Genomic DNA, 13,621 nt, shown 5'->3' on the forward strand with positions numbered 1-13,621 from the left:
TACGGCGCCTGTGGGGGTACTCCGTACGGCGGACGGCGGATTCGGGCCGGTCCGGCCGCGGGGCGCCCCGGTCTCCTGTGGAGGAGCGTCGCGGCGTACCGTGAGAACGGTTCGTCGAGGGATGGTGGGACGGGATGCGGAAGCACAGTGAGGACGGGGTCTTCCGGATCACGGGGGCGCGCGCCGGGCTTCAGGAGGACGTACGGGGCAGGCAGCGCCGTTACGTGATCTCGATGCTCGTGCGTACCGCCTCGGTGATCGCGGCCATGACGCTGTGGAACGTCGAGCGCTACGTGGCGATCGTGGCGCTCGTCGTGGGGACCTTCCTGCCCTACGTCGCGGTCGTCATCGCCAACGCGGGGCGGGAGAACGCGCCTTCGTTGCCGCGCACCTATGTGCCGGCCCCGGTGCGTCCCGCGCTGGAGGGCACCGTGACGCCGGCCGCGCCGCAACCCGCCGCGAAGGCGCCGGACGCCGGGCGGGCGGAGCGGACCGAGCGCTCCGGCTGAGTGTCGCGGGCGGGCCCCACGGGGCGCGCCGACCGCACATCGTCAGCCAATCATGTTCTCCGGGTGCACCGGGAGCGTTGCCGCGTGACATACTTTTCGCACGCTCCGCATCCCCCGTCGGAGCGAAGGACCGACGCCGGGCAGCTCCCCCCGTGGCTGCTCGGCGTCGTTTTTTTTCGCCCCTCTCCCTCCCTTGTCGCCCCCCGCCCCCTCCTTACCGGAAGCCGTGCGCAGCCCCATGAGTAGCGAAGACCGCAGCAGCGAGGACAGCAGCAGCCAGAACGGCGGCGACCAGGACGTCTTGACCTGTTCCGCCAAGGGGTGCCGGGAGCCCGCCGGCTGGGTGCTGGCCTGGAACAACCCGAAGCTGCACACGCCTGAGCGGCGCAAGACGTGGCTGGCCTGCGGGGCGCACCGGGAGTCGCTCGGTCAGTTCCTGAGCGTGCGCGGCTTCCTCAAGGACGTCGTACCGCTCGCGCGGTGGCGGGCGGAGCACGAGTAGTCGCTTTTCGGCCTGTTCGCGCGGGGGCGGGTTCAGCCCCCGATCGCGGACATCGGCCGGGTGGGCTGGAGGAAGGCCGGGTCGTCGAGGCCCGAGCCCGCCTTCTTGCCCCACATCGCGAGCCGCCAGCGTCGGGCGATCTCCTCGTCGTCGGCCCCCGAGCGCAGTGCGGAGCGCAGGTCGCTCTCCTCGGTGGCGAACAGGCAGGTGCGGACCTGTCCGTCGGCGGTGAGCCGGGTGCGGTCGCAGGCGGCGCAGAAGGGGCGGGTGACGGAGCCGATCACGCCGACCCGGCCCGGTCCGCCGTCCACGAGCCAGCGCTCGGCGGGCGCGGAGCCGCGCTCCCGGTCGCCCTCGGGGCTGAGCCGGAAGCGGGTGCGCAGGGAGGCGAGGACGTCCCCCGCGGTGATCATGCCCTCGCGGGTCCAGCCGTGCTGGGCGTCGAGCGGCATCTGCTCGATGAAGCGCAGCTCGTAGCCCTCGGCGAGGGCCCAGGCGAGCAGTTCGGGCGCCTCGTCCTCGTTGAGCCCCGGCATGAGGACCGTGTTGACCTTGACGGGGGTGAGTCCGGCCGCGTGGGCGGCGGCGAGCCCGTCGAGGACGTCCTGGTGCCGGTCGCGGCGGGTGAGGGTCTTGAAGACCTCGGGACGCAGGGTGTCGAGCGAGACGTTGACCCGGTCGAGGCCGGCCTCGGCCAGCGCCCCGGCGGTGCGGGCGAGGCCGATGCCGTTGGTGGTGAGCGACAGCCGGGGGCGCGGCGCGAGCGCGGCACACCGCCGTACGAGGTCGACCAGGCCGCGGCGCAGCAGCGGCTCTCCTCCGGTGAAGCGGACCTCGGTGACGCCCAGGCGGGTCACGGCGATCCCGACGAGCCGGACGATCTCCTCGTCGGTCAGCAACTCGGGCTTGCCGAGCCACTGGAGCCCTTCCTCGGGCATGCAGTAGGTGCAGCGCAGGTTGCAGCGGTCGGTCAGTGAGACCCGCAGGTCGGTGGCCACCCGGCCATAGGTGTCGACGAGCATGTGGCCTCCTCTCCCGTGGGGCGGCGGGGACTGCCGCGACCTCCGAGCGTACGTGAGGTGCCCGGCCGGGGCGTGGGGCCGGTGCCGTCCGGGCGGCGCGACGGCCGTGTCGCGGAGGGCTCCGGGGAGTCCGTGACACGGCCGTCGAGGGGCCGGGGGCGTGGGATCAGTGCGCTCCGGTCCCGGTGAGGGAGCGGACCTCCAGCTCGGCGTACTTGCGCACGTCCGGCTCCTCCTTGGAGAGCAGCGTGCCGAGCCAGCCCAGCAGGAAGCCGAGCGGGATGGAGATGAGTCCCGGGTTCTCCAGCGGGAACCACGCGAAGTCGACGTCCGGGAACATCGAGGACGGCTTGGAGGAGACCACCGGGGAGAACAGCACGAGCAGGACCGAGGAGGCGAGGCCGCCGTAGATCGACCACAGGGCGCCCTGGGTGGTGAAGCGCTTCCAGAACAGGCTGTAGAGGATCGTGGGGAGGTTCGCGGAGGCGGCGACCGCGAAGGCGAGGGCGACGAGGCCGGCCACGTTGAGGTCGCGCGCGAGGGCGCCGAGGCCGATGGAGACGATGCCGATGGCGACGGTCGCCCAGCGGGCGGCGCGCACCTCCTCCTTGTCGGTGGCCTTGCCCTTGCGGATGACGTTGGCGTAGATGTCGTGCGCGAACGACGAGGAGGAGGCGAGGGTGAGGCCCGCGACCACGGCGAGGATGGTCGCGAAGGCCACCGCCGAGATCACCGCGAGCAGGACCGCGCCGCCGGTGGACCCGGAGCCGCCGCCGATCTCCAGGGCGGCCAGCGGGGCGGCCGTGTTGCCCGCCGGGTTGGAGTCGGTGATCTCCTTGGGCTTGAGCAGGGCCGCGGCGCCGAAGCCGAGCACGATGGTCATGAGGTAGAAGGCACCGATGATGCCGATGGCCCAGTTGACCGACTTCCGGGCGGCCTTGGCGGTGGGCACGGTGTAGAAGCGGATCAGGATGTGCGGCAGCCCGGCGGTGCCCAGGACGAGGGCGATGCCGAGCGAGAGGAAGTCCAGCTTCGAGGTCGGGGTGGCCCCGTACTTGAGCCCCGGCTCCAGGAAGGCCGAGCCCTTCCCGCTGTTCTCCGCGGCCTTGCCGAGGAGTTCGGAGACGTTGAAGTGGAACTTCCACAGGATCAGTACGGTGATCAGCAGGGTGCCGACGATGAGCAGGACGGCCTTGACCATCTGGACCCAGGTCGTGCCCTTCATCCCGCCGATGGTGACGTACACGATCATCAGGAGGCCGACGAGCGCGACGATCGCGATCTTGCCGCCGTCGCTCGTGATGCCCAGCAGCAGCGACACGAGGACACCGGCACCGGCCATCTGCGCGAGCAGGTAGAAGATCGACACGACGATCGTGGAGGCGCCGGCCGCCGTGCGCACCGGGCGCTGGCGCATGCGGTAGGCGAGGACGTCACCCATCGTGTAGCGGCCCGAGTTGCGCAGGGGTTCGGCGACCAGGAGCAGGGCGACGAGCCAGGCCACGAGGAAGCCGATGGAGTACAGGAAGCCGTCGTAGCCGAACAGGGCGATGGCGCCCGCGATGCCGAGGAAGGACGCGGCCGACATGTAGTCGCCGGAGACCGCGAGGCCGTTCTGGAAACCGGTGAACTGGCGTCCGCCCGCGTAGAAGTCGGCGGCGTCGCGGGTCTGGCGACCGGCCCACACGGTGATGACGAGGGTCGCGGCGACGAAGACCGAGAACAGCGTGATGATGAGGCCGCGGTGGTCGCTGGCGCCCTCGGCGGCCAGCGGCAGGCCGGCGGCCAGGGTGATCGGGTGGCTCATGCCTGGTCCTCCAAGCGGGACTTGATCGCCTGCGCCTTGGGGTCGAGCTTGGTAGCGGCGTGGCGGGAGTACCACCAGGCGATGAGGAAGGTGGTGAGGAACTGGCCGAGGCCGAGGACGAGGGCGACGTTGATGTTGCCGACGACCTTGGTGCCCATGAACCCGCCGGCGTAGTTCGACAGCAGGACGTACAGCAGGTACCAGAGGACGAAGGCCACGGTCAGCGGAAAGGCGAAGGAGCGGTGCGAGCGGCGCAGGGCGCCGAACTCCTCGCTCTGTTGCGTCTGGAGGAACTGGTCGGACGTCGGTGTGCCGGCCTTGGTCTGCGGGCCGGTGGACGCCGGCTCCGGTGCTTCGGTGGCCACGGAGTCTCCTCGCGGTGCGGGAACGCGTGGTTCTGACAAGGGGGGCGTGTGCGACATGGTGTTTTCTCTTCGGCCTTCTCGGCATGCGGTGCGCCCGCCCGGCCCGCCGCGTGGACGCGCGGACGGGGCGCGGGCACGCGCACCGCGGGGGACTGGTTCCGCTGCCCCCTGCACAACGGCACGGTCGCGCGCGCGACCCGGTTCAACGCGACGGATTTTTGTGGGCACCGGATTTTGGGAAATCGTTGCTGGCCACGGACGAGCGGGATAGCTTCACTTTGCCGAGGGTCATGTACCTGTCCGAATTTCCTTCCCGGACCGGTGTGTTGACGGCTCCCGGTGCGCAGCCGCCTTCCTTGTGGGGGCTTCACGACACCCGCACAGCACTCCGTGTAGACGCCTGTACCCGAACTGGAGACCCCATGACGGTGCCTTTCGTCCGCTCCCGGCGCACGCTCGCGATCCCCGTGGGACTCGCCGTCGCCGCCGCTCTCGCCGTGGTGCCCGCCACAGCGGCCTCGGCCGCTGGGGCCGGTTCCCCGGCGACGACTTCCGCCTCCCAGGCCGCGGACGGCACACCGATGAGCTACGTCGTCAACGTGTTGCCGGGCCTCGCCGACAGCGCGTACATCAAGCAGGCGGTGACCCGCGCGGGCGGTTCCGTCGTGGCCGCGTACGACAAGATAGGGGTGGTCGTCGCGCACTCCTCGAAGGCGGACTTCGCGCCTCGCGTGCGCAAGGTGATCGGGGTGCAGAGCGCGGGCGCGACGCGTACCGCCCCGCTGTCCGCCCAGTCCACCACCGACCTGGGCGCTCCGGTGAAGCTCAGCGGGGCGCAGGCCGAGGCCGCCGCGCTCAGGGCCGAGGGCGCTCAGGACCCGCTGGAGCCGCTCCAGTGGGACCTGCCCGCCATCAAGGCGGACAAGGCGCACGAGAAGTACCTGGGCAGCAGCAAGGTCACGGTCGGCGTGATCGACACCGGGGTGGACGACACGCACCCCGACATCGCGCCCAACTTCGACCGCGCGGCCTCCGTCAACTGCGTGGGCGGCAAGGCCGACACCTCCGAGGGGGCGTGGCGGCCGAGCGCGGCGGAGAGCCCGCACGGCACGCACGTCGCCGGCGAGATAGCCGCCGCGAAGAACGGCATCGGTATGACGGGGGTCGCCCCGGGCGTCAAGGTCTCCGGCATCAAGGTGTCGACGCCGGACGGCTTCTTCTACACCGAGGCCGTGGTGTGCGGGTTCGTGTGGGCCGCCGAGCACGGGGTCGACGTCACCAACAACAGCTACTACACCGACCCGTGGTACTTCAACTGCAAGGACGACCCGGACCAGAAGGCGCTGGTCGAGGCGCTCACCCGGGCCACGCGGTACGCGGAGCTGAAGGGCACGGTCAACGTCGCGGCGGCGGGCAACGAGAACTACGACCTGGCCTCCGACAGCATCACCGACCCGTCGAGCCCGAACGACTCGACGCCCGGCGACCGGGTCGTGGACCCGTCCAAGTGCTTCGACATCCCGACGCAGTTGCCGGGTGTGGTGACGGTCGCCTCGACCGGTGCCAAGGGCATCAAGTCCTCCTTCTCCAACCACGGCGACGGGGTCATCGACATCGCGGCCCCCGGCGGCGACTCGACCGTCTACCAGACGCCCGCCCCGCCCGCCACGAGCGGACTGATCCTGGGCACGCTGCCCGGCGGCGGCTACGGCTACATGGCCGGTACGTCGATGGCCTCCCCGCACGTCGCGGGGGTCGCGGCGCTCATCAAGTCCCGTCACCCGCACGCCCCGGCCGCTCTGGTCAAGGCGCTGCTGTACGCGGGCGCCGACGACAAGGCGTGCACCGACCCGTACGACATCGACGGGGACGGCGAGGTGGACGCGGTGTGCGAGGGCGGCAAGAAGAAGAACGGTTTCTACGGCGAGGGCATCGCCGACGCGCTGGACGCCGTGACCAAGTGACGGCGCGGCGGGCGGCCGGTGGACCGCCGCGGCCGGTGGACCACCGCGGCCGGTGAGCCGCTGACGGCACCGGCCGGCTGAGGCGGCACCCGGCCGGCTCGGGTGGCGGCCCAAGTGGCGCCGGCCGGGTTCAGGGGCCGTACGGGGATCTCCGGGTCCGCGTACGGCCCCTTCTCGTGTCCGCCTCTTCCCCGAGCCTGGCACTTGGGCTGACCCCGGACGGGCTCGCCGGTCGCCGTCCGGGCCTCGTGGTCGCCCAGGTCTGCGCGTGGGGGGCGCGGCTGGTGCGGGTGACGCTCGCCAGGACCGCGGCGTGGCTGCTGGCCGGCGGCCAGGCCCGCTGTGGAGTTCGCGGGCGGTCCCGTCGACGGGCGCGCGCCTCGGCGCCCACCGGGACACACGAGGCTCTCTGGCCGCGCTGACCGCCCCGCCGCGCCGCCGGTCAGGTGGTCAGCGGGCTCACGTGGTGACGAGGACCTTGAGGGCGGTGCGCTCGTCCATGGCGCGGTAGCCCTCGGGGACCTCGTCGAGGGGGACGGCGCGGTCGAAGACGGGCGAGGGGTCGATCCGTCCGTCGAGGATGTCGGTGAGCAGTTCGGGAATGTAGGTGCGGACGGGGGCGACGCCGCCGCGCAGCGCGATGTTGCGGTTGAACATGGTGCTCAGGTCGAGCCCGGAGCCGGAGCCGTGCGGGACGCCGACGTAGCCGATGGAGCCGCCGTCCCGGGTGATGTCGACGGCGGTGCGCATCGACTGCTCGGTACCGACGGCCTCGATGACGCCGTGCGCGCCCTGGCCCTTGGTGAGTTCACGGACGGCGGCGACCGCGGCCTCCCCGCGTTCGGCGACCACGTCGGTCGCGCCGAAGCGCCGGGCGATGTCGGTGCGGGCGGTGTGCCGGCCGAGCGCGATGATCCGTTCGGCGCCCAGCCGCTTCGCGGTGAGCACCCCGCACAGGCCGACCGCCCCGTCCCCGACGACGGCGACCGTGGCGCCGGGGCGGGCGCCCGCGCCGAGGGCCGCGTGGTGGCCGGTGCCCAGGACGTCGGAGAGGGTCAGCAGCGCGGACAGGAGCGCGGGGTCGCCGGCCGCCTCGCGGGGCAGGGCGACGAGGGTCGCGTCGGCGAAGGGCACCCGGACGGCCTCGCCCTGGCCGCCGTCGTGGCCGGCCTGCCCCCAGATTCCGCCGTGCGCACAGGAGGTGGTGAGCCCCTCGCGGCAGTAGTCGCACACGCCGTCCGACCACACGAAGGGGGCGACGACGAGGTCGCCGCGCCGGAAACGGGTGGTCCCGGCGCCGGTCTCCTCGACCACGCCGAGGAACTCATGGCCGATCCGCTGACCGGGGTGGCGGGCGGACTCGCCGCGGTAGGCCCACAGGTCGCTGCCGCACACGCACGCGCGCAGCACCCGCACCACGGCGTCGGCCGGCGACTGGACCCGCGGGTCGGGCACGTCCTCGACGCGCAGGTCGTAGGGGGCGTGGATGGTGGTGGCGCGCATGGGACGGTTCCTCGGCGGTGCGTACCGCCGGCGGGGGCGGTGGATCAGATGTGCGTACGTTTTTCACGGTACGCGAGAGCCGGCCCGCACCGCGCCCGAGCCCCGTCGTGACGCTGGTCGCGGCGCCCTTGGTCTCGTACCCCGCGTCGTCCTCGTCGGGGTGGAGCCGAACGGTGATCATCTCGATGACGGTGCGCAGGACGAGGGCGGGGACGGACCACAGCACGACATCGGGCAGGTTCGGCATGAGGGCACGGCAGGACGGCGGAGCGCCCCCTGAGAAGAGATCGTGACCGACGAGTATTACCAGCGGTAAGTACCGTATCCGTCGGAGGAGTTGCTCCAGAGGCACGACGGGGCCCCGCTCTACACCCCAGCCGCCCCGAGCAGCGCCCCCGTCGCGTACGTCACGGCCATCGCGAGCGCCCCGCCGGCGACGTTGCGCAGGACGGCGGGGCGGGCGGGGGCCGCTCCCAGACGCGCGCTGCTCCACCCGGTGAACACGAGGGCCGCGAGCACCGAGCCGACTGTGAGCGGAAGCCGCACCCCGGCGGGCGGGAGCACGATCGCGAGCAGCGGGAGCAGGGCCCCCACCGTGAAGGACAGGAAGCTGGCCCAGGCGGCGTGCCAGGGGTTGGTCAGTTCGTCCGGGTCGATACCGAGTTCGACGTCGGCGTGGGCGCGCAGCGCGTCGCGTTCGGTGAGCTGCCGTGCGGCGTCCCGCGCGACCTCGGGGCTGAGCCCCCGGCCCTCCAGCAGGCGGGCGAGTTCCGCGAGTTCCTCCTCGGGCCGCTCCCGCAGCTCCCGGCTCTCGGTGGCCAGCGCCGCCTTCTCGGCGTCCCGCTGGGTGCTGACGGACACGTACTCCCCCGCCGCCATCGACATCGATCCGGCGAGCAGTCCGGCGAGCCCGGCGGTGAGCAGGGTGCCGCGCTGGGCGGTGGCCCCGGCCACCCCGACGACGAGCCCGGCGGTGGAGACCACGCCGTCGTTGGCGCCGAGCACGGCGGCCCGCAGCCAGTTGAGCCGCCCCGCGAGGGTGCCGCCGTGATGTTCCTCGTGCACCGGGGGCTGATCGCTCATCGGGCGACTGTCTCACCCGGCGGTGCCCGGCGCCCCGATTTCGCGCCGCGCACCGCCGACGTGCCGGATCACCGGCCGCCGCCGAGCGCCCGTCACCTCGGGGAAGCGGCGCGGGACCCCGGGGGGAGCACCGGCTGTCGGTGCGGGCCCGTATCCTCATGGACCATGCTCGAAGACCGTACGACCCGTGGCCCCTGGCCGACCGCGTACCCCCCGGGGTACGCGGTCGTCGACGTGGAGACCACCGGTCTGGCCCGTGACGACCGCATCGTCTCCGCCGCCGTCTACCGGCTCGACGCGCGCGGCGAGGTGGAGGACCACTGGTACACGCTGGTCAACCCGGAGCGCGATCCGGGGCCGGTGTGGATACACGGGCTCACGAGTGATGTCCTGGAGGGCGCCCCGCTGTTCGCGGAGATCGCCGCCGAGTTGTCGGCGCGGCTGGAGGGCCGGGTCCTGGTCGCGCACAACGCGGTCTTCGACTGGTCGATGCTGGCCCGGGAGTACGCGCGGGCCCAGCGGCAGGCGCCGGTGCGCCAGCGGCTGTGCACCATCGCGCTGTCCAAGGAGCTGGCGCTGCCGCTGCCCAACCACAAGCTGGAGTCGCTGGCCGCCCACTTCGGGGTCGTGCAGCGTCAGGCGCACCACGCCCTGGACGACGCCCGGGTGCTCGCGGAGGCGTTCCGGCCGAGCCTGCGCGCGGCGGCGCGCGAGGGGGTGCGGCTGCCGCTGCTGGAGTGCCGCCCGCTGACCGAGTGGTCCGACGCCCCCGTCCGTCCCACGATCGGGCGTCAGTCCTCCTACGGGCAGGGCAGCTGGCGCCCCTCGCGCAAGCGCCCGCCGTGCCCGTACCCGAACCCGGGCCGGTACGAGGTGGACAAACCGCTCAAACAGGGGATGCGGGTGGCGTTCTCCGGGGACACCTCGATCGAGCGGGAGCTGCTGGAGGACCGGGCCACGGAGGCGGGTCTGCACGTAGCGAGCAGTGTGTCGCGGCTCACCAGTCTGCTCGTGACCAACGATCCCGGCTCGGGCACCTCGAAGACGGCGAAGGCGCGGCAGTTCGGTACGCCGGTGATCGACGAGGCAGCCTTCGGGCAGCTCCTGCGGGACGTGGCCCCCGCCGATCCGTCCTGACGGCGTAAGGGGGCCCGCCGTCCGTCACGGCGGGCCCCCTCCCGCCGTGACGCGAAGGGGCGAGTTGTACCTTCATGGGGTGTACCGCTTCCTGTTGTCCTGGCAGTGGCTGATCATCACCCTGGTCGCCGTCGTACTGATCCCTGTGATGGTCGAGCTGGGGTTCTGGCAGCTGCATCGCCACGAGCACAAGGTGGCGCAGAACGAGCGCATCTCCCGGGCGGTGGAGGCGCGGCCGGTCCCGGTGGAGCGGCTGACCGCCCCGGGCCACGACATCCCCCGGGGCGACGTGTGGCACCGGGTCTCGGCGACCGGCGTCTTCGACACCGCCCACGAGGTGGTGGTGCGGCGCAGGACCAACGACGCCGAGCAGATCGGCTTCCACGTGCTGACCCCGCTGGTGCTGAGGGACGGCAGGGTCCTGCTGGTGAACCGGGGCTGGATCCCGGCGAACGGCGCGCAGACCGAGTTCCCGAAGATCCCCGCCCCACGTCGCGGCGAGGTCACCGTCACCGGCCGGCTCATGTCCGACGAGACGACGGCGGCCAGCGGTATCAAGGACCTCAGGGATTTGCCGGAGCGGCAGGTCATGCTGATCAACAGCCGCCAGGAGGCGCACCGCCTGGGCAAGGAGGTGCTGGGCGGCTACGTCGAGCAGATCGCCCCGAAGCCGGCGCACGACTCCCCCGAACTGATCCCCGAACCCGATCACAGCGACATCGGCCCGCACATGGCGTACGCCGTGCAGTGGTGGATCTTCTCGGCGGCCGTCCCGGTCGGCTGGTGCATCCTGGCGCGCCGTGAGCGCAGGGACCGCGCGGCGGCCCTCGCCGAGGGCGCCGCCGAGGAGGAGTCCGGGGCGCAGCGGCCCGTCACGGTCTGACCGGCCCCCGCGGCGGCCCGGCCCGAGCGGGACCGGGTGTGACGTGCGGCCTTTTGGCGGCTCGCGCCGATTGGCGGGGCCGATCGGCGGGAACGCGCATCCCGTGGCTGAACGCATCGAGGACTACGCGATCATCGGGGACCATCAGACCGCGGCGCTGGTCGGGCGCAACGGCTCGATGGACTGGCTCTGCCTGCCCCGCTTCGACTCGGCGGCCTGTTTCTCCGCCCTGGTCGGCGATCACGAGAACGGGCACTGGACCCTGGCCCCCAAGGACGGCGGCGACTGCACGCACCGCGCCTACCGCCGCGACTCGCTCGTCCTGGACTCCGTGTGGGAGAGCGAACGCGGCACGGTGCGCGTCACCGACTTCATGCCGCAGCGGGACAAGGCGCCGGACGTGGTCCGGATCGTCGAGTGCCTGTCCGGGGAGGCGACGATCCACAGCACCCTGCGGCTGCGCTTCGACTACGGCGCCGTCGTCCCGTGGATGCGCAAGGTCGACGGGCACCGGGTGGCGGTCGCCGGGCCGGACGCCGTGTGGCTGCGCAGCGAGCCCGAGGTGAAGAGCTGGGGCGAGAAGTTCAGCACCCACTCCGAGTTCGAGCTGAAGGCCGGGGAGAAGGTCGCCTTCGTCCTCACGTGGTATCCCTCGCACAAGAAGCACCCCCGGCTCATCGACCCGTACCAGGCGCTGGAGGACAGCGTCGCGGACTGGCGGGCCTGGGCGGCGCAGTGCCGCTACGAGGGCCCCTACCGCGAGCAGGTGGTCCGCTCCCTGATCACCCTCAAGGCGCTCACGTACGCGCCGACCGGCGGGATCGTCGCGGCGGCCACCACCTCGCTGCCCGAGTCCCTGGGCGGGGTGCGCAACTGGGACTACCGCTACTGCTGGCTGCGGGACTCCACCCTCGCCCTCGGCGCGATGATCTCGGCCGGTTTCCTCGGCGAGGCGCGGGCCTGGCGCGACTGGCTGCTGCGCGCGGTGGCCGGGGACCCCTCGACCCTCCAGATCATGTACGGCCTCGCCGGTGAGCGCCGTATCCCCGAGTACGAGCTGCCCTGGCTGAGCGGGTACGAGAACTCCGCCCCGGTCCGCATCGGCAACGACGCCGCGCACCAGCTCCAGCTCGACGTGTACGGCGAGGTCATCGACTCCCTGCACCTGGCCGAACGCGCCGGTCTGCACGCGAAGAAGCACGCCTGGCAGCTCCAGCTCGCCCTGATGGAGTTCCTGGAGGGCGCGTGGCGCGAGCCCGACGAGGGGCTGTGGGAGGTGCGCGGACCGCGCCGCCAGTTCGTCCACTCCAAGGTCATGGCCTGGGTGGCCGCCGACCGCACGGTGCGCTCCCTGGAGGCCAATCCCCGGCTTGAGGGCGAGGTGGAGCGCTGGCGGCGGATGCGGGACGAGATCCACCGCGAGGTGTGCGAGCGGGGGTACGACGCCGAGCGCAACACCTTCACCCAGTCCTACGGCTCCCAGGAGCTGGACGCCGCGCTGCTGCTCATCCCCCGCTCGGGTTTCCTGCCGCCCGACGACCCCCGGGTGAGCGGCACGATCGACGCGGTACGGCGCGAACTGGGCTCCGGGAGCAGCGGGCTGCTGCTGCGCTACAGTCCGGGCGAGGGCGAGGTGGACGGGCTGCCCGGCGCGGAGGGCGCCTTCCTGGTGTGCTCGTTCTGGCTGGCCGACGCGCTGCACATGGTGGGCCGCACCGAGGAGGCCACCGAGCTGTTCGAGCGGCTGCTGTCGTACACCAATGACGTCGGTCTGCTCGCCGAGGAGTACGACACGGAAGCCGGCCGTCAACTGGGCAACTACCCGCAGGCGTTCAGCCACATCGGCCTGATCGGCACGGCGCTCGCCCTGGCGAGTCCGGGCCACCGTGCCGAGGCGGTCCCGGACGTGGAGCCCCGCGCCGGGGCCGGGGAGGGTTCCCCGCGCGAGGCGGACACCACGCGGACGGCAGGATAGGCACATGGATCTTGGACTGAGGGACCGCGTCTTCGTCGTGACCGGGGCGACCCGGGGCCTGGGCAACGCCACCGCCCGCGCCCTGCTCGCGGAGGGCGCGAAGGTCGTCGTCAGCGGCCGGGAGCGGGCGGCGGCCGAGGCCGCCGCCGGGGCGCTCGGCGAGGGGGCCCACGGAGTGGGGGCCGACAACGCCGACCCGGCGGCCGCGGATCTGCTGATCGGTACGGCACGCGAGCGCTTCGGCCGCTTCGACGGTGTCCTGATCAGCGTCGGCGGCCCCGCGCCCGGCTTCTTCGCCGACATCGAGGACGAGCAGTGGCGCTCCGCCTTCGACTCGGTCTTCCTGGGCGCGGTCCGGCTGGCCCGCCGCTCCGCCGAGGTACTGGAGGAGGGCGGGGTGATCGGCTTCGTGCTGTCCGGTTCGGTGTACGAGCCGATCGCCGGGCTCACCGTGTCCAACGGGCTGCGCCCGGCGCTGGCCGGGGTCGCGAAGTCGCTGTCGCAGGAGGTGGGGCCGCGCGGCATCCGGGTCCTCGGCCTGCTGCCCGGGAAGATCGACACCGACCGGATCAAGGAGCTGGACGGCCGCAGCGCCGACCCGGAGGCGACCCGGCAGTCCTCGGCCGCGAGCATTCCGCTGCGCCGCTACGGCACGCCGGAGGAGTTCGGCCGCACCGCCGCGTTCCTGCTGTCCCCGGCCGCCTCGTACGTCACGGGCGTCATGGTCCCCGTCGACGGCGGCGCCCGCCACGGCTTCTGACCGGACACCGGGCCGGGAAGGGGGGGGGGGGGGGGGTGGCGGCTGCATCTCACCCACCCCCCCCCCCCCGCCCCCCCCCCGCCGCACCAGCCCCGGGCGCCGGCCTCCCCC

The 13,621-nt window shown here is 72.7% G+C and carries 12 protein-coding genes and 1 pseudogene; 7 read left to right on the top strand and 6 right to left on the bottom strand.

Annotation, left to right across the window (positions count from 1 at the left end):
* Positions 1-134 precede the first annotated feature (134 nt).
* Together ACFYMP_RS00130 and ACFYMP_RS00135 are read left to right on the top strand one after the other, a co-directional pair.
* Complete coding sequence (locus ACFYMP_RS00130; RefSeq protein WP_388847926.1) at positions 135-509, top strand: DUF3099 domain-containing protein; 375 nt, start codon at positions 135-137, stop codon at positions 507-509.
* Positions 510-747: 238 nt separating this feature from the next.
* Positions 748-1,011: a hypothetical protein gene (locus tag ACFYMP_RS00135; RefSeq protein ID WP_388847929.1), complete on the top strand. Its 264-nt coding sequence runs from the start codon at positions 748-750 to the stop codon at positions 1,009-1,011.
* Between the two features lie 32 nt (positions 1,012-1,043).
* On the opposite strand, the gene moaA is transcribed toward ACFYMP_RS00135, so the two are convergent.
* The 3 genes from moaA to ACFYMP_RS00150 all read right to left on the bottom strand — a co-directional run bounded on the left by moaA (position 1,044) and on the right by ACFYMP_RS00150 (position 4,205).
* Positions 1,044-2,033, bottom strand: a complete 990-nt coding sequence (moaA, locus tag ACFYMP_RS00140) for a GTP 3',8-cyclase MoaA (RefSeq protein ID WP_388847932.1) — start codon at positions 2,031-2,033, stop codon at positions 1,044-1,046.
* Between the two features lie 166 nt (positions 2,034-2,199).
* A complete protein-coding gene (locus ACFYMP_RS00145) occupies positions 2,200-3,840 on the bottom strand; it encodes a cation acetate symporter (RefSeq protein ID WP_388847935.1) in 1,641 nt (546 codons plus the stop codon).
* On the bottom strand, positions 3,837-4,205 hold the full coding sequence (locus ACFYMP_RS00150) for a DUF485 domain-containing protein (protein WP_388847938.1): 369 nt from the start codon (positions 4,203-4,205) through the stop codon (positions 3,837-3,839). The genes ACFYMP_RS00145 and ACFYMP_RS00150 overlap by 4 nt, the downstream gene beginning before the upstream one ends.
* 422 nt (positions 4,206-4,627) lie before the next feature.
* Here ACFYMP_RS00150 and ACFYMP_RS00155 point away from each other — a divergent pair, with 422 nt between their 5' ends.
* Positions 4,628-6,169 (top strand): S8 family serine peptidase, encoded by a 1,542-nt coding sequence (locus tag ACFYMP_RS00155; protein ID WP_388847941.1) that lies wholly within the window; start codon positions 4,628-4,630, stop codon positions 6,167-6,169.
* Between the two features lie 459 nt (positions 6,170-6,628).
* Here ACFYMP_RS00155 and ACFYMP_RS00160 read toward each other — a convergent pair whose 3' ends face one another.
* The 3 genes and pseudogenes from ACFYMP_RS00160 to ACFYMP_RS00170 all read right to left on the bottom strand — a co-directional run bounded on the left by ACFYMP_RS00160 (position 6,629) and on the right by ACFYMP_RS00170 (position 8,755).
* The gene (locus ACFYMP_RS00160; RefSeq protein WP_388847944.1) at positions 6,629-7,672 is read right to left on the bottom strand and encodes a zinc-dependent alcohol dehydrogenase family protein; all 1,044 of its coding nucleotides are present in this window, start codon (positions 7,670-7,672) and stop codon (positions 6,629-6,631) included.
* A 94-nt stretch (positions 7,673-7,766) separates the two neighbouring features.
* Positions 7,767-7,919: pseudogene (locus tag ACFYMP_RS00165) on the bottom strand (sterol desaturase family protein); the annotation flags it as partial.
* 119 nt (positions 7,920-8,038) lie between these two features.
* Positions 8,039-8,755 (bottom strand): VIT family protein, encoded by a 717-nt coding sequence (locus ACFYMP_RS00170; RefSeq protein WP_388847947.1) that lies wholly within the window; start codon positions 8,753-8,755, stop codon positions 8,039-8,041.
* Between the two features lie 165 nt (positions 8,756-8,920).
* Between ACFYMP_RS00170 and ACFYMP_RS00175 the strand changes: the two genes are divergently transcribed.
* The 4 genes from ACFYMP_RS00175 (at position 8,921) to ACFYMP_RS00190 (ending at position 13,510) form a co-directional block, all read left to right on the top strand.
* Complete coding sequence (locus tag ACFYMP_RS00175) at positions 8,921-9,892, top strand: DEDDh family exonuclease (RefSeq protein WP_388847950.1); 972 nt, start codon at positions 8,921-8,923, stop codon at positions 9,890-9,892.
* A 79-nt stretch (positions 9,893-9,971) separates the two neighbouring features.
* Positions 9,972-10,775, top strand: a complete 804-nt coding sequence (locus ACFYMP_RS00180) for an SURF1 family protein (protein WP_388847953.1) — start codon at positions 9,972-9,974, stop codon at positions 10,773-10,775.
* Between the two features lie 103 nt (positions 10,776-10,878).
* The gene (locus ACFYMP_RS00185) at positions 10,879-12,750 is read left to right on the top strand and encodes a glycoside hydrolase family 15 protein (protein ID WP_388847956.1); all 1,872 of its coding nucleotides are present in this window, start codon (positions 10,879-10,881) and stop codon (positions 12,748-12,750) included.
* A 4-nt stretch (positions 12,751-12,754) separates the two neighbouring features.
* Positions 12,755-13,510: an SDR family oxidoreductase gene (locus ACFYMP_RS00190; RefSeq protein WP_388847959.1), complete on the top strand. Its 756-nt coding sequence runs from the start codon at positions 12,755-12,757 to the stop codon at positions 13,508-13,510.
* Positions 13,511-13,621: the final 111 nt, after the last annotated feature.

It is taken from the genome of Streptomyces sp. NPDC007088 (genome assembly GCF_042869355.1).
Lineage (GTDB): Bacteria > Actinomycetota > Actinomycetes > Streptomycetales > Streptomycetaceae > Streptomyces.